The sequence below is a fragment of the Emticicia agri genome (assembly GCF_004168285.1).
GTDB classification, from domain to species: Bacteria; Bacteroidota; Bacteroidia; order Cytophagales; family Spirosomataceae; genus Emticicia; species Emticicia agri.
In genome coordinates this window covers 1-26,215 of sequence record NZ_SEWF01000038.1, presented here as the reverse complement: position 1 = coordinate 26,215, position 26,215 = coordinate 1, and the positions used below count along the sequence as shown (strand labels likewise).

Annotated in this window: 19 protein-coding genes; 3 read left to right on the top strand and 16 right to left on the bottom strand. The window is 31.2% G+C overall.

The window, feature by feature from the left end; all coding sequences use genetic code 11:
- Positions 1-31: 31 nt before the first annotated feature.
- The 11 genes from EWM59_RS20620 to EWM59_RS20570 form a co-directional block, all read right to left on the bottom strand.
- Entirely contained in the window at positions 32-907 is an 876-nt protein-coding gene (locus EWM59_RS20620; RefSeq protein WP_130023145.1) for a hypothetical protein, read from the bottom strand.
- Positions 891-1,796 (bottom strand): hypothetical protein, encoded by a 906-nt coding sequence (locus EWM59_RS20615; protein ID WP_130023144.1) that lies wholly within the window; start codon positions 1,794-1,796, stop codon positions 891-893. Before EWM59_RS20615 ends, EWM59_RS20620 begins: the two co-directional genes overlap by 17 nt.
- The gene (locus EWM59_RS20610) at positions 1,787-2,605 is read right to left on the bottom strand and encodes a glycosyltransferase family 2 protein (protein ID WP_130023143.1); all 819 of its coding nucleotides are present in this window, start codon (positions 2,603-2,605) and stop codon (positions 1,787-1,789) included. The genes EWM59_RS20615 and EWM59_RS20610 overlap by 10 nt, the downstream gene beginning before the upstream one ends.
- A gap of 10 nt (positions 2,606-2,615) precedes the next feature.
- Positions 2,616-3,914, bottom strand: a complete 1,299-nt coding sequence (locus EWM59_RS20605) for a hypothetical protein (RefSeq protein WP_130023142.1) — start codon at positions 3,912-3,914, stop codon at positions 2,616-2,618.
- Positions 3,911-4,540, bottom strand: a complete 630-nt coding sequence (locus tag EWM59_RS20600; RefSeq protein ID WP_130023141.1) for an acyltransferase — start codon at positions 4,538-4,540, stop codon at positions 3,911-3,913. Before EWM59_RS20600 ends, EWM59_RS20605 begins: the two co-directional genes overlap by 4 nt.
- On the bottom strand, positions 4,531-5,739 hold the full coding sequence (locus EWM59_RS20595; RefSeq protein WP_130023140.1) for a glycosyltransferase family 4 protein: 1,209 nt from the start codon (positions 5,737-5,739) through the stop codon (positions 4,531-4,533). Before EWM59_RS20595 ends, EWM59_RS20600 begins: the two co-directional genes overlap by 10 nt.
- Before the next feature lie 10 nt (positions 5,740-5,749).
- Positions 5,750-6,718: a hypothetical protein gene (locus EWM59_RS20590; protein WP_130023139.1), complete on the bottom strand. Its 969-nt coding sequence runs from the start codon at positions 6,716-6,718 to the stop codon at positions 5,750-5,752.
- 68 nt (positions 6,719-6,786) lie between these two features.
- Positions 6,787-7,770: an O-fucosyltransferase family protein gene (locus tag EWM59_RS20585; protein WP_130023138.1), complete on the bottom strand. Its 984-nt coding sequence runs from the start codon at positions 7,768-7,770 to the stop codon at positions 6,787-6,789.
- Positions 7,767-9,302, bottom strand: a complete 1,536-nt coding sequence (locus EWM59_RS20580) for an MATE family efflux transporter (RefSeq protein ID WP_130023137.1) — start codon at positions 9,300-9,302, stop codon at positions 7,767-7,769. The genes EWM59_RS20585 and EWM59_RS20580 overlap by 4 nt, the downstream gene beginning before the upstream one ends.
- A 75-nt stretch (positions 9,303-9,377) precedes the next feature.
- Complete coding sequence (locus EWM59_RS20575) at positions 9,378-11,741, bottom strand: GumC family protein (protein ID WP_130023136.1); 2,364 nt, start codon at positions 11,739-11,741, stop codon at positions 9,378-9,380.
- A 1,158-nt stretch (positions 11,742-12,899) separates the two neighbouring features.
- Positions 12,900-13,967, bottom strand: a complete 1,068-nt coding sequence (locus tag EWM59_RS20570; RefSeq protein ID WP_130023135.1) for a mannose-1-phosphate guanylyltransferase — start codon at positions 13,965-13,967, stop codon at positions 12,900-12,902.
- Positions 13,968-14,331: 364 nt separating this feature from the next.
- On the opposite strand from EWM59_RS20570, the gene EWM59_RS20565 reads away from it, so the two are divergent.
- Entirely contained in the window at positions 14,332-14,886 is a 555-nt protein-coding gene (locus tag EWM59_RS20565; protein ID WP_207220040.1) for a hypothetical protein, read from the top strand.
- 84 nt (positions 14,887-14,970) lie between these two features.
- On the opposite strand, the gene EWM59_RS20560 is transcribed toward EWM59_RS20565, so the two are convergent.
- Positions 14,971-15,480 carry a cupin domain-containing protein gene (locus tag EWM59_RS20560; RefSeq protein ID WP_130023133.1) on the bottom strand — a complete coding sequence of 170 codons (510 nt, stop codon included), beginning with the start codon at positions 15,478-15,480 and terminating at the stop codon, positions 14,971-14,973.
- 731 nt (positions 15,481-16,211) lie between these two features.
- On the opposite strand from EWM59_RS20560, the gene EWM59_RS20555 reads away from it, so the two are divergent.
- Positions 16,212-16,481: a hypothetical protein gene (locus EWM59_RS20555; protein WP_130023132.1), complete on the top strand. Its 270-nt coding sequence runs from the start codon at positions 16,212-16,214 to the stop codon at positions 16,479-16,481.
- Positions 16,482-16,903: 422 nt separating this feature from the next.
- On the opposite strand, the gene EWM59_RS20550 is transcribed toward EWM59_RS20555, so the two are convergent.
- From EWM59_RS20550 to EWM59_RS20535, 4 genes are all read right to left on the bottom strand, one after another.
- Complete coding sequence (locus tag EWM59_RS20550) at positions 16,904-19,204, bottom strand: YfhO family protein (RefSeq protein ID WP_130023131.1); 2,301 nt, start codon at positions 19,202-19,204, stop codon at positions 16,904-16,906.
- 1 nt (position 19,205) lies between these two features.
- Positions 19,206-20,204, bottom strand: a complete 999-nt coding sequence (locus tag EWM59_RS20545) for a hypothetical protein (RefSeq protein WP_130023130.1) — start codon at positions 20,202-20,204, stop codon at positions 19,206-19,208.
- Positions 20,205-20,267: 63 nt separating this feature from the next.
- A complete protein-coding gene (locus EWM59_RS20540; RefSeq protein ID WP_130023129.1) occupies positions 20,268-21,875 on the bottom strand; it encodes a tail fiber domain-containing protein in 1,608 nt (535 codons plus the stop codon).
- A 2,270-nt stretch (positions 21,876-24,145) separates the two neighbouring features.
- Positions 24,146-25,498 carry a site-specific integrase gene (locus EWM59_RS20535; protein ID WP_130023128.1) on the bottom strand — a complete coding sequence of 451 codons (1,353 nt, stop codon included), beginning with the start codon at positions 25,496-25,498 and terminating at the stop codon, positions 24,146-24,148.
- A 349-nt stretch (positions 25,499-25,847) separates the two neighbouring features.
- Here EWM59_RS20535 and EWM59_RS20530 point away from each other — a divergent pair, with 349 nt between their 5' ends.
- Positions 25,848-26,204 carry an ISAon1 family transposase N-terminal region protein gene (locus EWM59_RS20530; RefSeq protein ID WP_130023127.1) on the top strand — a complete coding sequence of 119 codons (357 nt, stop codon included), beginning with the start codon at positions 25,848-25,850 and terminating at the stop codon, positions 26,202-26,204.
- The last annotated feature ends 11 nt before the right edge of the window (positions 26,205-26,215 follow it).

Here is a 26,215-nt window from a genome sequence, read left to right as displayed (position 1 = left end):
ATTAGAATCAAAAAGAAAATCTCATAATAATTTACCAATAACAACCTTGCTCTACCTTGTTTATATCTTTAGGAGTTTCGTAAATTGATGGAGAAATAAAATGTTCGTTAATTATATTCAGAAAACTATTGTTTTCTTCCCAACGCTTCCCTTTTACACCAAATAATATCTGTGTTGGTCCTCCTAAATGAATAGCTTTTTTCCCAAGTCTTTTAATATGGGCCGCTAGCGGAAACCCATAAGCACCACAGCCAATAATCGCTATATCAAAGTCTTTTTCATTTATAGCGGATTTCATATAATTTAAAGCTTCAAACCAATCTTTAAAATCAGAACCATTTCTAGCAATTGTCTGTACAGCTTGAATAGTATCTAAATGAAATTCAGGGAGAACAAACTTATTAGAGAATAATAGTTTTCTTTTCTCATTATACTGTTTTTTGATAGTTTCACTAAATGGATTAATTACTAATACTTTTTTTCCTTCTAATACAGCAGACCATGGTTCATTCGAAAAATATGGTTCTAAAGCTTTTAATTCCACTTTAATAGATTTATTAATAAAATCTTTAAGAAATTTTTCTTCAGCTCGCCACGACCCAAGTATATCTAATTCTTGCATATCTTCAATCATTAATTCAGAAAAACGATAAATATTGCTATCATTAGAAGGGAAAAACCCAGATAATACTTCCATATTTCTAAATATTCGCTCTCTAACTATGGAACGAATTGGAGAGGGTAACCTAGGATATAAAATCGCTTTTATCTCAGTCGAGCCAAATCTTGCAATCATAGTGGGCTTGTCCTCCATTAATTCATATTTAATTAACTGACTTGCATTTTTTTCTGATATAGAAGACATATTTAGCAACTTTAAGCTAATATTATTAAGGTTGATGCTCATTATTTATTAGTCTTTTAACTATTTGTAGTATATAAATGTATATCTTTTTTAATATAAATATTATCACAGGTTTAAGGCCATAAATAGTCTCTCTTAATCCAGATATTTTTAATGAAAACGCTATAGGATGTATTGTTTTACCAGATAACTTATTTAACTCTGATAAACTTAGATTTAAAACAGGAAGAAGATTTGACTTTAAAAAGGGTATTCCATGATTTGATGTTTTAAAACTTATTCTATTAATATTAATATTATATATATGATTATTTTGGGCTATATCCCATTTGCTCTTGTTTGAATAAAAATAATATATCTTTTCAGGTTTTACGATGAAATTACATGTATCGTAAAAAGGAAGTACTTCATTATTTAATTTATTCCTATACAGAATTGGATCCTTAGTTCGTACCTGTTTTTTATTAAGTTGGGATATGATTTCAAATTGTCCATTAAATGTATATATTCTTTCAGCGTCAAGTATTTGGCCTATCAGAACTGCAATAAATCCTCCAGCAGAACTACCTACTGTTATTATTTTAAAACCTTTACACTCTTGCTTAATAAATTCAATAAGTTTTTGAGGTGTATTTAGGATATTATTTACTCCATTGATGTACCATTGTTTTTTTATATCTCTTAAAAAAATATGCTTATACCCATACTTAATTCTACTTCTATACCATTCAAATCTATTCTTTTTGACTATACTATCATTAAAAGACGTTTCATCATTAGGATAGTATAAATCATTACTACTACAATAAATAATACAATACTCTTTAGGCAAACTTAAATCATATTCGATAATGTAGTTATTACAATTATTATAAGCACGTTTAACTATTTCTGCATCGGCCTGAAAAACAAAAGGTTCTTTTATTTCCATAATGAGGGTACCAAAACACGTAAATGAATCGATATAAAATGTTTTAAAGCGGTAAAAAATCCAAAATATTTTTTTTCAAAAATAAAAAAATACTTAGGATGACTATTACCTAATGGTGAATATAAAGATTTTAACCTTTTTAGAAATGGAACATAACTATAACACCATTGAGGTAGAGTTGAGTGATTTTCACATTCTCCAACATATGTTCGAGTGGTAATTATCTCAAATCCACTTTTAAGTGCTCTTAAACCATATTCAAAATCACCAATCGCATGTGGATATATTGGATCAAGTAATCCTACATAAGAGACTATTTTATTACTTATAAGAACACAATTCCCATTAATCATATAACAATTTTGTATTTCTCCATTTGGGATAATTTTTTCACCCTTTATACTTCTTCCGCCATAGGTAAATTCTTTTGTAGATGGAAAACAAATAGCACCGCATGTTAATATATTTTCATTATTTGTACACAAAATAAGTTCATTGATAGCATGAGGAAATAAAATAGTGTCATCATTAAGCCATAAATAATAATCATAATTCTTTTTGTCTATAGCAGTCTTCCAAGCTAAATACATTCCTCGATTCCAATATAAAGAGCCAGTTCCTTGAACTATATTTACAGATGAATATAATTCTTTTACTTGAGCAGAGGTACCGTCAGTACTACCATCATCTACTAAAAATACTTCGATAGAATATCCATTGGGCATATAACAATTATACAAAGCCCTCAAACAATTAATCGTTTTTTCGACACGATTATAGCAAGTCATTAATATTGCTATTTCTTTCATAACTGTTCTATTAATTAGATAATATTCTTTTTCTCGCCTTAAGTATTCTAAATCTCTTATAAAATATCCCAAGTACCCAATACCTCATTTCATTATTATTCATATTTCTAAGAGAAGTAGAAAAACACATTCCTATCATCAACCAGAGTAGGAAATAATTTAACGTAAAACTATTGATATCTTCAACCCAAGCATATAACCACCGAAATGAAATGTAGATACCCAATATTTTACTGAATATATTATTCGAATGATTAATTGCTAAATAAGAGGCTCTATAAAATATAAGAAAGTAGAGTAAGACCCCAATTATGCCAGTCCAGCTAAAAATATTTGCTATTGCAATTTCATTTGTTAAACGTTCTTTACGACCTGTTATTTCCGAAAGTGTAGCAAAGATTTCGGTTTCATTACCTCTTGCTGGAGAACGACCAATTATCCATGAATTATACTTTTGGGCTGATTGTAAAACTTCCTTATATAAAGCTGTACGTGTATCTGCCAGAAGGTTATCTTCTATAATTTCTCCATTTTTATCTTTCTTTGTCTGTATATAGCTTCCTTTAATATAAGCATCAATTTTAAATATATTAAAACTCCCATCTAAGGCCAATATAAATAAGAGAATAGGAAGTATAAATAATGATTTTCGAAAAATTTCAAATATTCTTACGGAAATTAAATTCTTAATCCAATAGATAAATGATAATAGAAAAGGAACAATAAATTTAATTATATTGCTTCGTGCGCCAAAATCAGCAATTAAGACAAAAAATAGAAATATTAATAAAACAATTCTCCACTGATAAGTTAAAATAGGTAAAAACATAATAAGGAAACTAATAGGAATTAAATAAAAGCCATAAGCATCTGCCGTTATAAAAAGAGCAAAAACTAAAAACATTGGTAGCATATATTTTATATAAACTCTAAAAAAAGTTTGTAATATATATTTGTTAATAGCAGAATAAGCTAAAATCGGCAGTAACAAGGCAAAGGTATTATTTATTAGCCCTTTCCAATCCCAATAAGTTTCAGCAATAAATGCACCTCTAATAATTTCAATGATATTCCAGTATATATATAATTTTATAACTAATAAATACTGTTTACTAGTACCACTAGTTAAGTATTTGTTAGAAAAAGAAACTAATATTAAGAAGAGTGATATAATAATCCACCAAAATATGGTATTATTTAGATATTTAATTAGATTGTTATTATAAAGAGGATATGGTATTATAGAATAGATTGTGACTAATACTATACTAAAAGGAATAAAATAAATTAGTTTATGTATCCTTATCATATATTATTATTTTTAATAAAATGTGCGGGATTGCCCGCCCAAATCTCATTTGGTAAAATATTTTTGGTTACCACTGAACCTGCTCCTATTATTGCTCCTTTTCCAACTGTAACTCCCTTAAGTATTGTAGAATGTGCTCCAATAAATACATCATCTTCAATTATTACAGGTTTATAAATAGTATTTATTTTGTCTAAAGGAGAATTAATACGCTCTTTCGCATTAAGAGAATGAAAATCAGTATCATAAATTGTCACATTTCCACCCATTTTTACATTGTCACCAATAATTATTTCTTTATGACATACTATTGCCGATGAACTTATCCCAACATTATTACCAATAATAAGTTTTGCATTTTCTCTAACAATTATAAATGTAGGAGAATATCTACCAATAGGGTTAAAGTTAATATTGCTATTAATTGAACAATTATTTCCAATTTTGCATAATCCTGTTCTATGGACATCAATAATAGGTAGGCCATTACAAATTAATGTTCGATCAAAATGAACTCCATTGCCCCAAAGTCTTAGATAAGCTCTAAATTCTAAAATATTTCTTTTTAAGTAAATTAATATTTTTCTTAATGCCCTATAAATAAATGAATAAGAATTCAATTCCATTTTTCTAATATTTCTTTATAATATTCTTCATACTGATCTATTACTGATTTTGAAGAAAATCTACTTATAGTATTTTTATAAACATTAAAGGCAGTTTTCTTGTAATAATCTTCTACTAATAATTCATCTATTTTTAACTTTATTTCTCTGTAATCTGATACATCTACTAATAAACTATCATCATTAATTACCCAAGGCACTCCACCTGACTTTGCTCCACCTATCGGAATTACTCCATAAGACATAGCTTCTATTAAAACAACTCCAAATGATTCTTCTAATGCTGGGTGAATTAATAAATGTGAAGACTGAATAGCATCTATCAATATGTCATGAGAAACTGGCCCGTTAAAATAAACATCACTTAAAGATAGAGTTTTAGCATCTTTATATGCTAATCCATTCATTTCTGTACCATAACCATATAAATGAAGTGTTGCTTTGTGAGAATTTTGTTTAAATAATTTAAAAGCTTTTAATGCCTCATAACCATTCTTTCTTTTGTCCCACCCGTTAAATATCATAATAAATCTTGGAGTAGCAATCGAAGACAATCTTTTTTCGATACTAAGTTTAATCTGCTCTTGACTAAATTCTATTTTTGTAGGGTTTGGAATTACCTTAACATTCTCACACCTTTTTTTAGCATAAGAAATCATATAAGGGGAGACAGTAGAAGCAAATTTCACTTTTCTCAATGTCCATTCTGACATTAAAAGTCGACAAAATCGATAAAAATTTTTAAAGAAGAGTAGCACTACTATAGCATTATCTTCAATAGTTACTAATTGTGGTTTTGGAAAATTAACTACTGCACTCGCAAATTCATAAGACCAAAAAGCATGTAAAAAGTCAGGATTAGTTTCAAATATTGTCTTTTTTAACATTTTACGTTCAAAAGAATAAAAATCGACTATTTTACCCAGTTTACTTCCATTAAATCGAAATGAATGCTTCCTACTCGGGACAACTATCCATTTGAAGTTTTTATAAGAAAATTCTTTAATAGTATAATTTCCTCCTAATTCAACAGTAGTCGTAATTGCAATTACTTCATAATTCCTATTTAAGAGTTCACTGATAATAGTACCCATAAATGGAGCCCCAAAATAACCATCAGGCAACTGATCTTGATTATAATTAGGTAAGAAAGATCCTATAAAGGATTTATGTGTCGGCCCTAAGATAGCTATTTTCATTTTTTTAATATTACCAATAACATGCTCCTTCTACAATAATTGCATTTTCCGGTTTGTCTAATATGCTTGGTCTTACCCAATATTGATTCATAAGTTTAGCATAATTAAAAATTGAATTATAATTTTCGTTTTCCCAACGTTTACCTCTGATACCAAATAAAAGTTGTAAACTACCACCTAGATGAAAACCTTTCTTTCCCATAAGCTTAACATGAGCTGCCAATGGAAAACCATACGCTCCACAACCAATGAGACAAATGTCATAGTTGTGTTTATTAATTTCAGTTTTCATATAATCTAATGCTTCAAACCAACTAGAATAAGATGATTTTTCTCCAGCAATACTCTGAACCGCTTTTATTGTTTTTAAGTTAAAAGCTGGCAATAAGTTTGAATCAAATAATTTTTCTCTTAATTGATATTGCGTTTCAATTGTTTCAGCAAAAGGATGTACAACTAGAACATTTTTTCCCTCAAGCGCTTTTGTCCATGGAATCTTGGAAAAATATGGATTTAACAATTCCAAGTTAACTTTATAACTATTTCGCAGCTCCTGCTCGAAAGAGTTTTCATCTGTTAGCCATGAACCTAAAATATCTACATTAGAAATTTCACGAAGCATCAACTCGCAAAATTGTTCAATTTTATCAATTGTAGGTGGAAAAAAACCACTCCATTGATACATTTGATTAATCGTTTTATCTTCCCACCACCAAGGTCTGGCTTTGCCTTTTATAAAAGCAATTATATCCTTTTTTGGATTTTTCACTCCTAAATAATTCAAAACGCAAAGCATCTCTGTAGAACCAAATCTTGCAATCATTCTTGGTTGATCATCCATAAGTGCTCTATAAATATACTCAGAGGCTATATCAGGATTTTCTTCTCTTGAAATAATTGGCATAGTTGATGACTTAGCCAAGTATTGTAAATATATTCTTTTTGTGGCTTTTAGAATTTTAATTGATACATTATTCATCTTTCTTAAATACTTATCAAATCTTAAGTAATAGTTTTGATATTCTCTATGATAATTTAAAAAGAAATTTAATTAATTAACAAATTCCCTATTTCATCTACTAATATCCAATCCTTTGATTTTGGATAACCATGCCAGAAATCTTTCGGACATATTTTTATCCCGTTGTTTAGTAATGCAGGCTTATATGAAAAAGAGCTCTTACTAGTAATTAACAAATCAGAATATACCATATGTAGAAAGGAACTTTGGGTATTCATATCTAAACAAAGATGTAAATTATTGAATTTATGAAATTCCTTAAAATCCCTAGAATCACCTTGTGAAAAAAGATAAATAGCTACTGGTTTAATAGGTTTTATATACCCCAATGCATTTGAAAGTACTTTTTCAAAATAATTATTATCTTGCCAACGCGATAATAAATTAGAATCTTTATTTTTTTGTCCAGCAACTATATCCCCTCTTCTTATGTGAATAGCTATATTAAAAAAATCATTTGAATAAATTAAATTATTATTTTCTCTAGTTTTTGTTTGATAAAATTTTTGCTTTAAATTATCTATTACTCGAAATTGGTCTTTATAAAATTGATCTTGTTCAGCAATAAATACAACTTTTTTTGTCCGATATGAGCCAATGATCTTCTTTATTAACTCAACTTCATTAATACTACTTTCATCAAACAAAGGCAATAATACTTTTTTGTAATCTTGTTTTTGAACTAAATCTTTAACCGTAACTTCTTTATCTTTAAATCCTAAAAAATCCTCCCACTCCAGATTTGAAAAAGGAATATGAGCAAATCGCAATTGAAACTTTTTCGCAAACCAATATCCAGCAATCCAATTAGCTATTTGATGTCCTATCCCTGCTCCAGGATTAGGGATGGCTGATAGATAGGAGATAATATTATTCCCTTCTTCCTTCTGAGGAAAAAGTAGACTATGCCAGTAAGATTTGTATATAAATGGATAAAAACTTGATTTTCGCGTTCTGGAAACAATTTCATTCCATAATCTTCTCCGGATCTTTTCTACAGTATATTTCATGCGAACCTCAATTTATTTTTTAGTGTATTGAATATCCCTGAAAACAGTGCTCTCTCTTGCTGTGAAGAAAAAATATAATAAAATGAAAAAAAGAAAGAGAGTGTTGTAATAATAATTACTATCACTAATCTCAACAACGTACTACTTATAAACAAATGAGGGATAAATCCTAATACGAGCATCAAAAAAGACACTCCAAAAGAAGGCACGAAAACTATCTTAAAAAAATCTTTATAATCCAAGCCACAGTTCCTATTTGCAAAATATAAAGATACACCTCCACTTAAAATTCCTCCGACGATAATCCATATGACGTACAAATAATAGGGAGGAAATCCAAAGTAGAAAAACAAAAAAGTAAAAAATATTGGAGAAATGTTTAGGAAACTTTTAATAGCAGTGTATGATTTAATATCACCCTGTGCAGATATAGCACTTCCTAACATAACTGTAAACTGTTCGATTAAAGACCTACATAATTGCAACCTGACAAATACTAATGTCCAGGCCGGAGTATTTTTAAGCCATATTTTAAGAATCAAAGGTGTTTCTATTAAAAAAGGAATCGAAAACAATGCCAGTAGTAAAAAAGAAAACCTAGAACCTGATAATGATGCTCTCAACATTAAGTTTCGGTTGCCACTTCCCTCACTTTTAGCAATCACAGGATTGACAGCCTTCATCATAGTATTAGAAAAAACCATCAATTGACCTGATATTTGATTAGCTATCCCCTGAGCGGCGTTTAAAATAGTTCCAAAAAAAATATTGAGTATAATACCCAAACCATATTGGGAAACCATTCCGCTTGAAGCTCCCATCAAATTCCATCCTGCAAATTTTGTCATTTCTTTCGCCAAACTTCTATCATGGTATTTTCGGGGATTAATTACACATTCGTCGTATTTCTTATGGCAATAAACCCTCATGATTGAAAGAGTAACCAATGGTATACACGCCATTAAAATACCATAAATAATCAATTTATCTTCTCCTATATACACCACAACCAAGGCAGCTCCCAATTTCAATAGAGATTCTATAAGGCCAATTATGGCATAATACCGCATATTTTCACGAGCATTCAACACTGCATCATAGGGAACGGTCATTACTATAAACATAGTGCTGATAATAAGGCTCCCATACACTACTTTGGCTGCATCTACACGACCAATCTCAATATTCAACACGCCATTAAAAAAGAAATACCCTGCTATCAGCAATACCACACCAAGTATAATTGCAATAAAAAAATGTAGCACTATGCTTATATTGAATATCTTTTTCTGCTTTTCCTTATTGCCCTCACCTTCAGAGTAGCTCATGAACCGCTGCGTAGCACTAGCCATAGCTGCATTTAAAAAACCTAACATGGCAATAGCTCCACCTACAATGTTAAAAATACCAAAGTCAGCGGCACCAAGAGCGTTTAATACCAAGCGAGTGGTATATAACGATATAAACATCGTTATCCCCATTTTGGCATACAAAAAACCTGTATTTTTAATAACTCGTTTAGCCGTGCTCATTCTATTCTAATTGTAAAAGTGATTTAGAATCACTTTTTGATCTCAAGAAAAATTTGTCTAACATTTAAAGGTGAATCAGGCCTTTTTAAAATTAAACCAACTTTTCTTTTTTTCTTCTCCATAAGCGTATCCATACCCATACCCATATCCATATCCATATCCATACCCATATCCACTATTACTATAATCTACCCCATTGAATATTATGTTTAAAGATTTAAATTTATTCGATCTTTTAAGATCTGCTAACATATTAAGATAGTTCTTAGGGGTATATTCATGCCTTACCAGATAAAAGCAAACATCGGCGTAGGAGCTTAAAATTGTAGCATCCGTTACCAACCCAACCGGAGGTGTATCCAGAATGATATAGTCAAATGTATGTCTGAGTACTTTAATCAGCTCCTCAACTTTTCCATTAGAGAGCAATTCGGCAGGATTAGGAGGTATAGGTCCACAAGGAATAACAAAAAGATTTTCATTTACCTTAGTAGGTTTAATAATATCTACTTCGTTTACTTGGCCAATCATATAATTGGAAACACCTCTATCTTCAGGAATACCTAAATATTTAGAGATTTTAGGTTTACGTAAGTCTAATTCAATAATAACTACTTTCTTATCTAAAAGAGCAATACTGGCAGCTAAATTAATACTTACAAAACTTTTCCCCTCTCCACTGATTGAAGATGTTAATAAAATTGTTTTGCTTCTTTCAACAGCAGAGCCAATATACTGTAGATTCGTACGTAAAATTCTAAATTGTTCAGCTATAAAGCTTTTACTTTTTAGGTCTAATAGATTATCCTGTAAATCCTTTGGTTTTTTGCTGATTTCTCCAAAAATACTGATACCACTTATTTCTTCAATTTCTTTGCGGGATTGAACTTTATTATATAGCATGTCTTTCCCATTAATAATACTTACTGGCAAAGCTATCCCTAATAATAAGGCAATAAGATAAATAGTATTCTTGCTAGGTTTTATAGGACCTGGAGTACTATAAGGATCGTCTACTACACGGCTATCTGTCACAGTAGAGGCATAAGAAATGGCCGTTTCTTCACGTTTTTGCAACAACAATAAATACAAACTCTCTTTTATCCCCTGTTGACGTTTAATATTTACAAATTCTCTTTCCTTCTTTGGAATAGTTCTAATAGAAGATTCAAATCTATTATTTAAATTTTTCAAACTTGTGCGTGTAACAACTAAACCTTGTTTTTGATTAGCGATATTTTCTCTAATAGCACCCTTAACGTTAGCAATTTGTGTGTTAACGGTTTCTAATAATGGGTTACCTGCCTGTGTAGTTCTCGCGTACTTTTCTTTTTGAATATCTAAATCATTTAATTTTCCTAATAAACCTGTCAAAACGGGGTCACTAACCATCAGCGTTGCAGGTGCAACTCCTGTTTGGCTACTTTTCAAGTACGCTTCTACACCGTCTAAAACTTTTAACTGAATGTCTACTTCATTCATTTTTGAATCATTCTCTTTAACCTTTTCCAAAAACAAATTAGCCTCTGCACTTAAATCTGTAATTCCTTGACTACTTTTGTAGACCTCTACATCTTTTTCTACATCACCCAATTCATTAGTAATCAATTTCAATCTTTCATCTATAAATTGTATAGTATTTGATGCTTCTCTGTTTTTATCACTTAATGCTGAGAAGGTATACGCTTCTAATAAATTAGAGAGAAATGTTTTCCCTTTAGAAGGCACAGAAGTCTCTAAGGATAATTTTAATACTGAGCTTTTCTGATTTAATAATTCTACATTTAGCCTCCCTTGATACTGTTGAATTACTCCTTCTTTAGGCGCAAACGTCACTTTAATCAGATCATTATCTGTACGATACAAAGAATCATGAAGGAATATACGAAACAGTCCAAACTCACTTTTAATATTCTGGCTATATGCAAAGACACCTTTGGATTGTCCATATTCGTTTAATAATTCATATTTTTGCTTATTTAAAACTTTTACAAAAAGTGGTTCTTCATAAGCAATACTATTTAAATTTCCGTGCTGCACCCAGATAGGTGAAATACCATAAGCAATTTCATCATAGTCTCTAATGGCTCCCTCCTGAAAATAAGATACTGTCAGATTCAACTCATTTACAACTTTTTCAATTAGTGTACGGGATTTTAATACTTCTACTTCATTTTCAACAATTTTATTACCAGAAAAAAGTTCCAGATCCTTCAAAACATCGTTACCTCCCATTCCTCCTTTTTTCTCATCTTTTATTAATAACAAAGTGCTTACTTGATATATCGGTGTTGTATAGCGAAGATATAAAAATGCGACTATACCTGTAATGCCCAATGAAATAACAAACCAATACCAATAACGTAGATATTTCATAAAAAATACCCTTATATCAAAGTTATCTTCTTTTTCTTCCCAAAGGTTTAATTCATTATTCATTCACTTCAAAGGTTTTGTTGTTTATAAGATTAATCTTCAACCGATTTATTACGACGCTCAGCATTAATAAATAATACTGCGATTAATATAAAAATCAAGACAGCTATATCAATCAGCATAGTTTTATAAATTTTAAATAAAAAATTATTTTAATGCATTTTATTCTTATATAATAATACTATAATATAGCATCAAGCATCCCCAAATATGAGAAGCTTTAAGTCATACTATATTTAATCGAATAATATTATTTATTAAGAAAGTTGAGTAGGGTTTAATTTACATATAGTGAGTAAATTAATATAATTTCCGAAGACCTCTTTCTTAGCCACATTTACTGCTTTATTATAGCCACATCTATCTTTAAGTCAAATATAAAGAATAAAAAAACACAAAATCAAGATAAATTTATTATTTGGTCGATTTTCTTTGAATTGTACAATCATTACTTCTTTTGGTATAATGTACACACTATGATTTATAGAATATTTTTATATTTTAAAATCAGTTAAAATCAAAATTATTTAAAACTAAATATATTAATGCCTATTTGATGTTTGTCTTTTTAAACTATTATTCAAAATTATCTCCCAAAATATATATGTATAGTATTCATAAATTCAATATTCTATATATTTAAAAATCATCTTAGAATCTTACTAAAACAGAACGCATTTCAAGCCTATATATATGGATGTTTTTTCACAAAATAATTCAATTTAAGTACTTAGATATTTTTAACTAATTTATATTCGTTCTTACTCAATTTGGAGTATAAAGTTTGAGCATTTTTTCTCTATTTACCTTCTTAGAAGGTTTAAGTTTCTTTTAAGTAAGTCTAATAATAGTATAAAAGACGCCATCTTTTTATTTACAGAAATCGGGAGTTGCTATTTGACTTTATTGTGAGAGTTAGGCATATGCGACTTAGCCAATAATGCTAACAATATTCAGTAATGGCTTACCTTCTTGAAAAATGATAAAAAGTTTATCATTCAGGTCGTGTCTTAGGCACAAGAGGCGTTGAATATATCCTATACCTGAAACCTGCCCATAGCTGGTTAACCCTAAAAAGAAACCTTAAAAAAGCATTAAGGTTTCTTTTTCTCTTTTCATCATTTATTGATAGAAAATATCCATGTTGGACTTATTTCAATCCTATACAAATTCCTTTCCCTTTGTACCGGCTACTGCTACAAATTCTTTTACTTTCTGTTCATCTTCTTTTTTGCAAATCATTAATGCATTGTCGTATTCGGCTACAATATATCCATCTAAGCCATTGATTATTACTAATCGCTCATGAGGCGTTTTGATAATACAATTCTTTGTATCATATAATAAGGCCCGGCCATCTATGACATTCTGATCTTCATCTTTGGCTGAAATATCATAAAGCGACTTCCAGGTACCCAAATCAGACCAGCCAATATCTGAAAGTACTACAAATACATTCTCGGCTTTTTCCATTACGCCATTATCAATTGAGATATTTTTGCATTGTGGATATGCCTTTTTCAAAGCATCAGCTTCTTTGCCTGAATAAAACTCATCGTTGATTCCATCAAAGGCTTCAGCCATTTCGGGCAAAAACAGTTCAAAGGCTTTCTTAATGGTCTGTACATTCCAGATGAAAATTCCGGCATTCCAGACAAACTCACCACTTTTCACAAACTTAATAGCCCATTCTAAATTGGGCTTCTCTGTAAAAGTCTTTACTCGCTTAATATCCTCTCCTGATTCTGTGAACTGAATATAGCCATAGCCAGTATCCGGACGAGTAGGTTGAATACCTAAGGTAATTAATACCTCGTTTGTTTCAGAATACTGAAGCGCCATGCTGATTCGCTTCCGGAAATCTTCTTCTTTCAAAATAATATGATCGGCTGGTGCTACTACTATATTGGCATCAGGATTTTTAGAAGCAATTTTATAACAAGCATAGCCAATGCAAGGAGCTGTATTTCTACGACTTGGCTCTAATAATATCTGGTCATCTGATAGGTAGGGTAATTGTTGCTTGCATAAGTCATAATACTCTTCGCTGGTAACAATATAGATATTTTCTTGTAGGCAGATTCCTTCAAAACGCTCAACAGTTTGTTGAATCATGGTTCTGCCTACTCCTAAAACATCATGGAATTGCTTGGGATTGGTACTGCGGCTAAAAGGCCAGAACCGGGTTCCGACACCTCCTGCCATAATAACTACATAATTGTTCTTCATAATAATCTTTGGAATGTTAAAATAATTTTTGGGTAGATTAGCAAAAATCAATTTTGATTTAAAATTTATTCTATAAAATCTCGCTAAATATATTAGCCTTGTTTATATTTATGAGATAGGGACAATAATTTTTGTCAGGTAGTATTTTAATCAGGATAAAATAAGCTGAATAAGCATATTAATAGCATAGTTCCATGCAAAACGTATACACTCGAAGCTTTAACAAAATTTTCAATTTATTACATTTATTAAAATCAATTGGATGTCCAAAATAAGATCGCTTGAAACCAAAAATAAAAACTGGTTTATTGATTTCGAGACCTACCTCAGACTACCCAAATTATTGGCATTGACTATTCCTCAGATGGACTTTTTTATGATTATTGACCAAGATCATTTAAGTCAAAACTATACAAAAAGAACAAAAAAACTTATCTTTTCTGCAAAGCAGGAAGGCACCATTGTTGTTATTGAAGCCAATGAATTATGGAATAGAATAGCGCTCCTATTGAATAGAGGAGAAAGAGTATTTCTCTCAAAAAAATACTTTAAAGAACTCAATGCTCATTTTGAATCAAAAAAATCAAGAACCTGGGATACGATAAAAAATATAGCTGGCGAAATAGGATTAAGTCATGACCAGGCTTTATATTTTTTAGAAGAGTCCTTATCAGAAAGGAAAATCTCAGAAACTGACCAAGTACTAAATACAATTAAAAACTTAAAAGAACAAATTCGGCTCTTCGAAGAAAGTACTGAAAACATAAATATATTGAACAATAAACTTATTTCCATAAAAAGTAAAGATATATATTTTTTAATCAGTCATTTTAAATGGTCCATATTTGCTTATCATAGCCTTCAGACAAAAGTTATCCTATATCAGGCAATAAGAAAATTGCGTTTCCCAAGTAAGTAGCACTATTAAACTATTATCTGAATATCTGAAATTACCTAAGTCAGTACTTTTATCCTGACAAATAAGCAAAACGCCTTTTCTTAGTTAGCGGCCAAAATCATCTTGCACCCTTACAATATCCTCTTCATCTGAAGGATTATGAGCATCAGTGTGTTGCCATATTTCGGCAATGATACCCCATTCATCTACTCCAATTAATCGATGTCGCTCTCCCTGCTTCAGGTTTACTGTACTACCTAAAGGCAGACTTTCTTGCGGTGTTTGTGCATCCGTATCACTTCTTACAATAGCTGCATTTCCACCTATTACTGTCCAGATTTCAGAGCGACGAAAGTGGTATTGCCAGGAAAGGCGTGATTGTGGGGCAACCAATAAAATTTTAGGACTTAATTTCCCGAATCCTGCAAAATCATTTACTGAAAATTGTGGGAAGAAAGTTTCAATAAATTGAGAAGCCTGAGTTTCATCTATCACGAGAAATCCTCCCCAAGGACGAGAAGCATCTTCATTAACGATGATAAATCCTTTATTTTGGATAAATAATCTTACCTGGCTAAAAACTTCCGCTTTATCGGTTTCTTTTAAATTGAGCATAGAGTGTTTATATGTTAGAGTAATTTATAATTCTGACTTTTAAATGGATTTAACTCAAGTACTAATACTTTATATTTAAAAATAATGAGCTACCCAAAGAGTAGCTCCTATTAGGGAACAACTTTTGCTATAACTAAAAAAGGCCTTAATAGTTGAATAGGTATGAATGAATAAAATAGTATCTATGAGCCTAAAAATAAAAAACGCAGGACATGATTCTGCGTTTTTATTACTCATTAACTGCGTTAAACTAACCCGGTTTAAGCATGAGCATAAAACTGTAAAGAATCTTTGAAAATTAAAACAAAATTTTATTATTCGGCTCAAAAAATAAACAGGACGATAAGCTGTCCTGTTTATCTGATTCATGAAAGTTTCTAAAAATTTCATTTACTGAACATAATACTACCTTACTTCCAAAATAGAAATTCAGGAATATTTTAATAGTAACTAAAAGAAAAAATTATTAAATTCCCTCACTAAAAATATAACAAATCCATCATATAAACTAAAAAATTTATTATACGGCTATTCATTTTGAATAGTTCTTTAAATAGTTAATTTATTTCTTTTTATATTTTTATTCTTGCTCTCGGCAAGCAATATCGCCTTCTTAGAAACGATGAATTCCATTATTGCTAATTAACTTTTTTATGAAGAAATAGCATCATTCTTGCTATTAAAAAATAAAGATTTTATTTAGCAATTAATCAATCGATTCAGGATTTTGTATGCCCCTCTCCCTTACAATCGTTCAAACTATATATTATATCTACCGGGAAACAATTGAAGATATTGAAAACGGCATTAATTTGTCAGAACATCTACAGACCATCAGTGCTGGATTAGAGATGATTAATGAGCAGATTACTTTACATAGACAGGAAGGAAAAGATATAAAAGGATATGAAGCCTTAAAGAACCAGTTCTGTTATTTAAAAGGGCGAATAATAGCGCACAATACAAATCTCAAGACCTTGCCTTGCCTCCCATTAAATTAATTTAGTTCTCTGATTAACTCCTAAAGATTTTTGATAGAATGGTAAAGGCAGTAAAAGTAGTCCAAGCCTTTATACAAAATAAGCAGGGAAATATTGCTACCCTGCTATTTAACTTTATCCTACTAAAGCAATCATATTATGAAATTTCTCTTCTAACTAATAACTAAAATAAAAAAGTCACAAAATAATATCCTGCGACTTTCCAACCTAATGTGTATTTAAATTTAAAAGCAAAAATAGGGATGATACCTTGAACTGCCAAAATAAATTATTAAACGGTATATTTCTTTCTATAAGAAGCTAATATTGAATTAAACCTATAACAGGAGAAACTATTGATTTAATTGACACAGTTTCATTTACAGTCTCCTTATATGCTTCGTCCAATAGATGTCTGTGGTGCACTTCTATTCTATTTTGTATTAGACTAAAACTGAAAATAAGTGCTTTCTTAAAAAAAACAAACTAACGACTGATGACACACTTATAACTATCAAAATCTCTAAATAAGGCAATTTATAGTATAATTGTATGCTATGTTTACCTGGCGCCAAGAGTATTCCTGTCATTCCATAATTGGCTATAAATTTCTCCGTTTCTTTTCCATCTATTTCAATATGCCATCCCTCGTCAAAAGGGATAGAAAAGTATACTACTGCTAAGTCTTTGTTACGCACTTTTCCTAAAATATGATTATGATCATAAGTGAGAATATCTAAGTGTGCATCAGTTCTATCTACAGATGTAAGCGTTGGAGTATTAGAAGCAACTTCCGCTATTTTGTCAACCATTTTATCAGGTATTACCACATATTCTTTGATCAAAGTGCGTTTTTTTTCCAGAGGCAAGTTGCCATAATCTGCTTCTGAAATGATATTATTGAATACCGTTCCCATAGGCTTATACCCGGGATTTCGGTATACCTTGACCTTGTTGAATGTTTTAACTAGCTGGTAGCCTACTTGCGTCCAGTCAAAAATCCCATTGCTTATCATGTATTTTACAGCCAAGTTATCAAGCATTTCAAACTTATCTAGGTTACCTGTAAGCCATCTGGTAGTATATTCCGACTCAAATTTAATTTCCTCCATACCCTTCAGATAATTGATATAAGACAGGTGATTAAAAGAGGTATATACTTTAGTACCTTTGAATCCCTGAATCATAGCATCATTGGTACTAAATACTTTGGCATCTCCAGAAGAAAAGTCTTTTTCCATCCGGTAAAATCCTCTATCAATGGAATGAATCCAGTTGACAGCATCTTGCGAAAAATCATTGAATCCTTTTTTTCCTTTCAGATCAGCCGTAGTCACGATAGGCCTTAAATTAATTGAGGCATAGGATTCAACAATACTGTCCACCAATGCCAATCCAAACATACTTAGGAGAAAAGTTTTGTTCTGTTTTCTGGTCGAATACAAGAGCAAAATGAAGAATAAGATGATCAACAAAAGGGCTTTATAGTAAAAAAGACTTTCTAATGCTGTAAAGAAAAAAAACAGAACCAAAATAGCCGAGAAGTTGTAGAACAGAAGTTTTGTATGAAGCTGAAATTTTTGAAAAAATGTATAGTCAAGAATATTTAAACCCGCTTCAAATAGCAATAGGCCTATACAAAAAGAGAGAATTCTATAATAATTCGCTGAAAATAGCCATATAGAAGCTCTAAAAAATGGGAACAATAGTAGAAAAAGAATGGCAACGCAGATCAGGATATGCTTCACATATAGTTTTGTCCCTCTTTTATGTAAATACTGAGTTAGCAAAAGTAACCCCAAACTACTTATAAAAAATAAAGGTGCTTCTATATAATTGTTCCAACCAGTAAAATTATCCCCGATACCTTCAATGTTATTACTAAATAATCTAAAAAAAGCAGTCTTTAATTCTTCTAAAGAAATCAGTTCAAACATAGGGACTTGTATCAACTCCTTAAAGTAACTGTATTGTGGGTCGAATCGGGGACTATGACTGATGATAAATAAGTTAGCCCCCAATAAAACTGCTCCTATACCAATACCATATAAATAAGTAATGCTTAGTCTTAATAATATTTGTTTCCAGGTTTTAAAACTATAATTATGAAGTAAAAAATAGGCTAAACTGAATAATCCGAATATATATAAATTGTAACTCTGGTCTATAGCGGTTAGTAAAACAGCTACTATCAACCAGTATAACCTGCCTTTTAACAGCTGTTCCAAAGAGAATAACCAGAGTACCCACAAAAAGCCAAAATAGCTAAAATAGGTGAACCATCCAGCATTGATTACCATAAAGGAAGACAGCATGACCAGACAGCCCCCGAAAACACTTATCAGCGGATGGTATGCTTTGTTTATCAGATACCTGAAATAAATAAAACCCGTCAGGAATAACTTCAGACATTCCATAAATAACATACCTTTAGCAATAGAGGCGCTATCTATAAAAAACAGAGGCCAGTTAAAAATATTGCCAGTATAAATACCCGAAACCAACTGTCCTGTACCAAAAGAAAAAGACCAACTGAGAAATTTATTTTTCAGCGGCAGAGCGTTAATGGCTTTCAAATAGGCATATGCTTGATAATAGGAATCGTTTCCAATATCTTTAAAAAGCAAGTAACTGTCTGAAAATAAAAATTTCCAGAACAGGCATAACAAACATATAAAAGAAAGTACTACATATGCTCCCGTATACTTTAAATATGTGCTTTGGCTAATTGGTTGGTTTACCATCCTATTTTTTCTCAGATTCTCGCTCTTGTATCATGTGAATAGATGCTGTTGCAGGTAAGCCAAAAGCTTCGGCATTCAGGAATTTCCCTTTTTCCTTTCCCTGTTTATCTTCTTCAGGTATTATTCTGTTCTTTTTGGCATAGGCATCATTTCTTATACCTGTCACTTGCCAGCTGACTTTAATATGGGGCTTGTCGGTAGCAATGACAAATTGATTATTTTGAATTTCTTCCAGCACAATAGCTTGCGCAAAACTGCCAATTACTGTTAGTTGATACCTGAAATCTACGTTTAAAGCTTCAAAATATTGGGGCAATTGTACCGTAGCTCTACCGTGCTGGTCAGTCTTAGTATTTCCGTTGTAGACGTTCATCATATCCGGGCTTTCTACAAAGCTGTGTGAAAGATATTTATTCTGGGGATCCAATGGATGATCTATTTTGAAAGACCCGCTTGATTTTGAAAGCGTTCCATTGACATGGACTTTTCCGTAAAAATACCCTGCATAAGAGTTTGAACCAATATTAGGAGTAGTACCATATATTCCATAATTATAGGCATTTGTATCACTACCTGCCGCAATACCATAAACTCCATAATACCGCCCGTATGTATTTACGCCTTGCGCTTTCCCTTTAATTCCGTATGCATAACTCGTGGAAGTGGCCTCTCCATAAATACCTGTAGCTCCGGCAAGGTCATAGGTCATAAAATTATAGCTATTGTTTGACGTAGCGATACCATGTATACCAATAGAGGCTAAAAAATTGGATGTTGCAGTGATTTTTGCGCCTTTTAACACACTGTATGAATAGTACATAGGGAAACAAGAAATGAGTGTTTCTATATTATTATATTCTACAGCCGGATAGGAAGGGACCTCAGAACTTCCTAAGGCATTATATATTTTGATTTTGCCTGGCTGGGCATCAAGGTCTTTCTGGCTGAAGCTTAACTGAGCCATAAAAACTAATACACTCAGTAAAAATAATTGTTTCATAAAAAGTATTTTTTTTGAGATTTGGTAATGTAAGAATTCAGGGATATTGACTTAAAATCCTAATTATTTACTGCTAACTGGGGTAGCTCCATTCTTTAATTTAAGTAGTTCAGCTTTTATCTCTTCTACACTTGATGAGAGCAACTGATTCTGGTTTTTAAGGTTATCAATTTCTGATTGCTGTGTAGCTATGAGTATTTGTTGCTCTTTCACGGCATTGACTAAAGGCATGACAAAATCAGAATAGGCCAGTGAATAGGTACCATCTGCCGACTTTTTTAATCCACTAAAAGGTATTCCTAACTCGTTCATGACCTTTTCAACATCTTGCGCAATAAAACCATCGTGTCTTATCTTGGTTTGGTCTGAAATGTAATTATATGATACCGGTTGAAGCCTGGTAATAAAATCTAATCCTAATTTTTTATTATAAATAATATTTTCTTTTAAGCGGCGATCTGATGGGTAACTGTAAGCAACCTGGCCTTCAATAACTGTAACCGCACTATTACCAATTCTTACTTTATTACTGGCTGTTACAGAAGCTTTATAGCCAATAGCAGTTGCGTTAGTATAGTTACCATTTGCATCAGCCTCACGCCCCAGAAACGTATTGTTATCTCCAGAAGTAATTCCATGTCCAGCGCTCTTGCCAATGGCAGTGTTTCCCTGACCAATTATGTTATTAGCTAAAGCAGTATAACCTATACCAGTGTTATGATCATTTTTGGTACTGCTAAGTGCCGATGTTCCAACGGCTGTATTCATCCATCCGTATTCATTTGCCCCTAATGCATACCTCCCAATAGCTGTATTCACATTACCACTTGAGTTCCCATACATTGCTTGTGTACCAATAGCTGTATTATCATAACCCGTTTCATTAAAATATAAAGCTCCTTTACCAATAGCTATATTCCCATTGCCACTACTATTAGAATAAAGCGCATTTGCGCCGAGTGCGGTATTTTCATAACCCTCTATATTTATAGGAAGAGAATAATAACCAACTGCTGTATTATCATAACCAGTAGTATTGGAACGAAGTGAATAATAACCATTAGCAGTATTTCCAGAACCGGTTGTATTGGAATAAAGCGAATATGCCCCTACGGCTGTAGTAGCACTGCTCTCTGTACTCAAATAAAGTGAATAAAAACCAATAGCTGTATTTTCATAACCACTTATATTATTTTCTAAAGCAGAAGCACCTATGGCTACGTTATGTGAACCATGCAGATTTCTATTAAGTGAAAGACTACCTATAGCAGTATTTGAAGAGGCCAGATTTGTATACAATGCTTGTGAACCTACAGCAGTATTATTTTCCCCGTTTTCATTAGAGAATAAAGCATTTACCCCGAGTGCAATGTTCCCATTTCCAGTAGTATTACTGCTAAGAGCTGACAAACCTACTGCTGTATTATGACTTCCAGTAGAATTTAACCGCAGAGCCCAATAGCCAATAGCTGTATTATTAATACCTGAGGTATTACTTGCCAGTGTACCCGCTCCATAAGAAATATTTAAAGGGTTCCCACTAGTATTAGTTTTACCAATAATACCTTTTGGAGAGATAACAATGCCTCCGTCATTGTTATTTTCAACTGATAGTTGAGCCTGTACTTCATAATTAACAAGAAAAAAAAAGAAAAGGAATGGTTTTTTCATATAAGAATCAATTAAAGGGTTAGCATCCTCTCGAGACTATTGGGGCTAAGTTTTGTTTAGCATAGTACGAATAAGAAAAGGTTAGCCACAAATTAATTAGGATTTACTCTAAAACCAAATAAATTTTATTACCCGGCATCCTTGACCACAATAAAAAAATATTTAGCGTTATTGTCTATTTTCTATGAAATATTGCCTCTGAATTTCTAAGAGAAAAATTGGATTCATTTCATTTTATGTATCTAAATAGCTTATTTCAACGCAAATTTTCTATTAATCATATTTTTAAATTTTTCGACTATCCAATAACTATAAAATCATTTTTTAATAAGTATGATGAATTGGATTAAATCTCATAGCAGGCAATAGAAAGCCTCCAATCTTTAAAAATGAACTTTCTTGGCAAGCTGATAGATTACTTTTGTCTTTTGTAATAAAATAGTATTGATATTGAAGTAATAGGCAACTCTTTAGATACTTTTTAAACGCTATAAAGTGAGAAGATACCAGACATTTATATATTTCTGACTATTACATATATTAAATAATCAGTTCTGACTATTCTAATTTTTTTCAATTAGGAGCAATTGGATAATAAAGATAATTATGTGAATGTTACGTATTAAAGACTTTTAATATGCTCTGTGAATGATAGCCTTAAGCAGTTGCGATCGTTTTGATATTATATCAGCAGAAATTAATTCCATTTTTTACTTACATAAGTTGCTTACCCTCATCAGTCAATTGAACAGTTAGAAAATACAAGTTTTGCACCTTGATTATCAGTTACAATATTGCTAGTTTCTTTGAATCTATTAGAATTTATATCGAATAACAATTTATGAAGTACCTTTTTAACAGCTATCTCTTAAAACATTATTCGATATAAACACTATTATTTAAGCGGATTTCTCATAATTTACCTAAACTCCTTCAAAATTTGGCTTTCCCTTTATAAACGATTGGAAAGAGGATAGGCCAGAAAAACAATAACCCTATTACCATCAAAAAAACAGTAAGGAAAACGCTTCTCTGAATTGTATAATTCACCATATTAGGTGGGTCAAGCAGATAAATTCCCGTAAAAACAAGAGATAAAAGTAACCCAATTGAGAAATAAATAGTTGCAAAAATTAATTCCATTCAAATAAATATTTAACAAGATTATCTTGATATGCTAATTTTATAGTAACGTGTTAGATAATTCTATCTTTCAAAGTATAACTAATAATAATCGAATTACAAAAAAATAAACGATTATTATTAAAAGCAAATTATTTCTAAGAAGTCATGACAGTCATGAAAAAAGAAGACTGTAAAGTAAACTTTGACACTCCCTTTTGATAAATTTCAGAAAACATTTATGAAACGGCCTAATGCTACCGTTAGAAAAGTTTTCAATAATAATAGTAAAAATAAATACAATGAAGTAACTATATTTATACATCTATTCAGGGTATAATTATCTCTTTAAAAATGAGTACTTATACTTGCCTTCTTACATTATTAACTACAATTTTAAAGTTCTTTCCACGACTTATGAAACTAGAGAGAATTGCTCGTCTAATACTTGGAACTATTTTTTATATTCTATTAGCGCTCACGCTAATCATTATTTCTCCAATCCTTTTGCCTTTAATTATTAGTAAGGTTATAAAATTCCTTGAACCTACAATCATGAGTTTCAGGCAGAAACCAATAACTATAAAAAGGGTCGATATGGATTTCAAATTGAGCACTGAACCGAAAAATATATTACATTGAATTTATAAGAGGAATTGTAGTTTATGTTTTTAGACTATAATTTTTGCAAACAAGCCCGACAAAATCGGGTTTTTTGCTTAAATAAGCTAATAAATTAACCCTACTCAGTGATTCTACGGTTACGTCAAACCTACTATTGATTGTAAAAATTAATCAGTACGAAGAACTGTCTCAATAATAGCCAACTATGGTTTATTCCTTTATAAAAACTTCTCATTAATTACTTTTCTTGCTGTCTGAAATCTTAGGCCTTAACTGCTAAAAAAGCTTTTTATTTTCCCTCTATTTTAGCTGCAGAACAAATAGCCTTTTTGCTGTTTAAAAACTCCTCATTCGTCTGTTGATTGCAAAATAAAAGTAAAAGAAAGTATATATTTGGCATGATATTTATCTTACGTATAGTGTACTAATTGGTCTTAGTAACATATTGTAAGCACGGCAAAAAAGCCCCTAAGTTTAGGGGCATCTTTGTTTTTAAGTTCTCGGATTATATCGAAATAGGATGTTTATATCAAAGCACTTAAATACTTCTTCATCAGTTCTTCAGGAAAACTCCCAAAATAATTTTCGGTAGATTTAACTGAACCATGCCCCATAGAATTACCTATAAAAGGCATAGGAGCGCCACTAAGGAGCAATATGGTAGCAAATGAGTGACGCGCATAGTAGGTAGTAATATTTTCATCAATGTCCAATTTCTTAGCAATCTTTTTCAGATAATCGTTTGTAATATGTATTACTTGACTTATAACTGAAATTTTCTTTTCTTCATCCATTGTCTCATCTAAAAACGGAAATAAATAACCTTTTCGAGTAGAATTCCCCCATTTATCAATGATCGCTTTTGATTGATCAACTAATAGAATATCTATTTTTTCAAGTTTGGCTTTTTTTGTCTTAGCTGTTTTTTTCCTTATAAAAGAAATTTTATCCCCGTCTACATCAATCCACCTTAATCGACAAATGTCTGAAAAATTCATCCCGTTACAGAGGTATGAAAAAATCCATAAGTCACGACTTCTTTCTTCAAAACTATAAGGCTCTGCCTCATAAGACATTAATCTTAAAACATCCGATTTTGGCAATGCTCTTTTTTTACCTCTTATAGAAGGAATCTGGTAACCTTTTTTTCCAAAAGGATATATTTTAATTGAAATTAGCTCATCTGCTATAGCACTATTGAACATAGCTCTTACTATTCGTAAATAAATACTAATGGTAGTATAACTTGCTGGGCTTGGTTTTTCTCCTTTCTTCTGAGCAACCTTACCGTAGGTTAACATCCATGCTTCATATTTCTCTAAGAAAAATGGCGTTATGTTTTCATACTTTAACTCATTCACACTTTTAATAGATAAACCAACAGAACTTAGAAACTCTTTACTACTATCGCTTAAAAAGCGTTTTAATGAAGCATATACACAATCATATAATTTGCTATTTTTGATACTTCCACTTTTTCTCAAAAAATCCGCTTTTTTTGTAAGAGCTACCAATATATCTTTATTAGTATTTTTAGTCAGAATATCTTTTTGAATAGAATCTTCATTGAGCAAAAATTTAAAATCATCGAAAGTAAATTTATCACCTAATTTTTCGATTATAAGTAATCCCTTTTTTAATAGACTGTCTTCGCCATATAATTCCTCATGCAACTTTACGAATTTAGGATCTCGTAATTTTGAAGATAAATTCCAACCGTCAACATTTCGTTTCAGTTTTGTCCAGTCAGCATTAGAGATTTTTATACCAGTTGTATATAATCTTTGCTTACGTTGATGAGTGACAAGAAGTTTTATAGTTCCAAGTGAGTCTTGGCGAGAGCGAGTATCTAAGAATAAATTAATTGTTGTTGCCATAGATTTAAGTTAAAAACAAAATTGCAATACATTTGCAATACAAAGATATATTATCAATTATAAACAGCAACAAAAAACACTAAATAAATCATCAAAAACAAGTAAAAAAGCACCAAATTAGTGTGAAAAATAAACTACGACAAGTAGTAAAAATTCAACTCTTCTGCTTTGGGAGCAGAAGGTCGTCAGTTCGAATCTGGCCACCCCGACAGGATTAAAAGCCTTATAACAAGCAAGTTATGAGGCTTTTTTTATTCCCATTTTTCAACTTTAAATCAAAAGTGGATCAGTCCCAAAAGTTGTGGGGAGGTAAAATAATTTCGACCTTTGCATTTTACTAAAAGAACAGATGCAAGGAAATTACGAAGAATTATTAAAGTTATTGCTACCAGCTATCATTATTGAAAATTTTGAACTTACTTCTAATAAGACTACAGAGGAGGTGAAGCATTTATATCTACAGGAATTTAATCATATACCCAAAGAATTTGAATCTCAGAAGTTGGAATCCAAAGGTTTCTTTGATGAGATTACAGTTCAGGATTTTCCAATCAGAGGGCATAAAGTTTTTCTACACATTAAGCGCCGTAGGTGGTTTAGTCATACGCTTGGCAAAGTAGTATATCGGAACTGGGAATTAGTAGCGGACGGCACTCGAATGACACAAGAGTTTGCCGCTTTTTTAAAAGCTATCAATCGATTCTAATGCAGATGCTA

Coding starts and splice junctions, on each gene's coding strand:
- EWM59_RS20620 (WP_130023145.1), bottom strand. CDS start 907: ATGAGCATCAACCTTAATAATATTAGCTTAAAGTTGCTAAATATGTCT.
- EWM59_RS20615 (WP_130023144.1), bottom strand. CDS start 1,796: ATGGAAATAAAAGAACCTTTTGTTTTTCAGGCCGATGCAGAAATAGTT.
- EWM59_RS20610 (WP_130023143.1), bottom strand. CDS start 2,605: ATGAAAGAAATAGCAATATTAATGACTTGCTATAATCGTGTCGAAAAA.
- EWM59_RS20605 (WP_130023142.1), bottom strand. CDS start 3,914: ATGATAAGGATACATAAACTAATTTATTTTATTCCTTTTAGTATAGTA.
- EWM59_RS20600 (WP_130023141.1), bottom strand. CDS start 4,540: ATGGAATTGAATTCTTATTCATTTATTTATAGGGCATTAAGAAAAATA.
- EWM59_RS20595 (WP_130023140.1), bottom strand. CDS start 5,739: ATGAAAATAGCTATCTTAGGGCCGACACATAAATCCTTTATAGGATCT.
- EWM59_RS20590 (WP_130023139.1), bottom strand. CDS start 6,718: ATGAATAATGTATCAATTAAAATTCTAAAAGCCACAAAAAGAATATAT.
- EWM59_RS20585 (WP_130023138.1), bottom strand. CDS start 7,770: ATGAAATATACTGTAGAAAAGATCCGGAGAAGATTATGGAATGAAATT.
- EWM59_RS20580 (WP_130023137.1), bottom strand. CDS start 9,302: ATGAGCACGGCTAAACGAGTTATTAAAAATACAGGTTTTTTGTATGCC.
- EWM59_RS20575 (WP_130023136.1), bottom strand. CDS start 11,741: ATGAATAATGAATTAAACCTTTGGGAAGAAAAAGAAGATAACTTTGAT.
- EWM59_RS20570 (WP_130023135.1), bottom strand. CDS start 13,967: ATGAAGAACAATTATGTAGTTATTATGGCAGGAGGTGTCGGAACCCGG.
- EWM59_RS20565 (WP_207220040.1), top strand. CDS start 14,332: ATGGACTTTTTTATGATTATTGACCAAGATCATTTAAGTCAAAACTAT.
- EWM59_RS20560 (WP_130023133.1), bottom strand. CDS start 15,480: ATGCTCAATTTAAAAGAAACCGATAAAGCGGAAGTTTTTAGCCAGGTA.
- EWM59_RS20555 (WP_130023132.1), top strand. CDS start 16,212: ATGCCCCTCTCCCTTACAATCGTTCAAACTATATATTATATCTACCGG.
- EWM59_RS20550 (WP_130023131.1), bottom strand. CDS start 19,204: ATGGTAAACCAACCAATTAGCCAAAGCACATATTTAAAGTATACGGGA.
- EWM59_RS20545 (WP_130023130.1), bottom strand. CDS start 20,204: ATGAAACAATTATTTTTACTGAGTGTATTAGTTTTTATGGCTCAGTTA.
- EWM59_RS20540 (WP_130023129.1), bottom strand. CDS start 21,875: ATGAAAAAACCATTCCTTTTCTTTTTTTTTCTTGTTAATTATGAAGTA.
- EWM59_RS20535 (WP_130023128.1), bottom strand. CDS start 25,498: ATGGCAACAACAATTAATTTATTCTTAGATACTCGCTCTCGCCAAGAC.
- EWM59_RS20530 (WP_130023127.1), top strand. CDS start 25,848: ATGCAAGGAAATTACGAAGAATTATTAAAGTTATTGCTACCAGCTATC.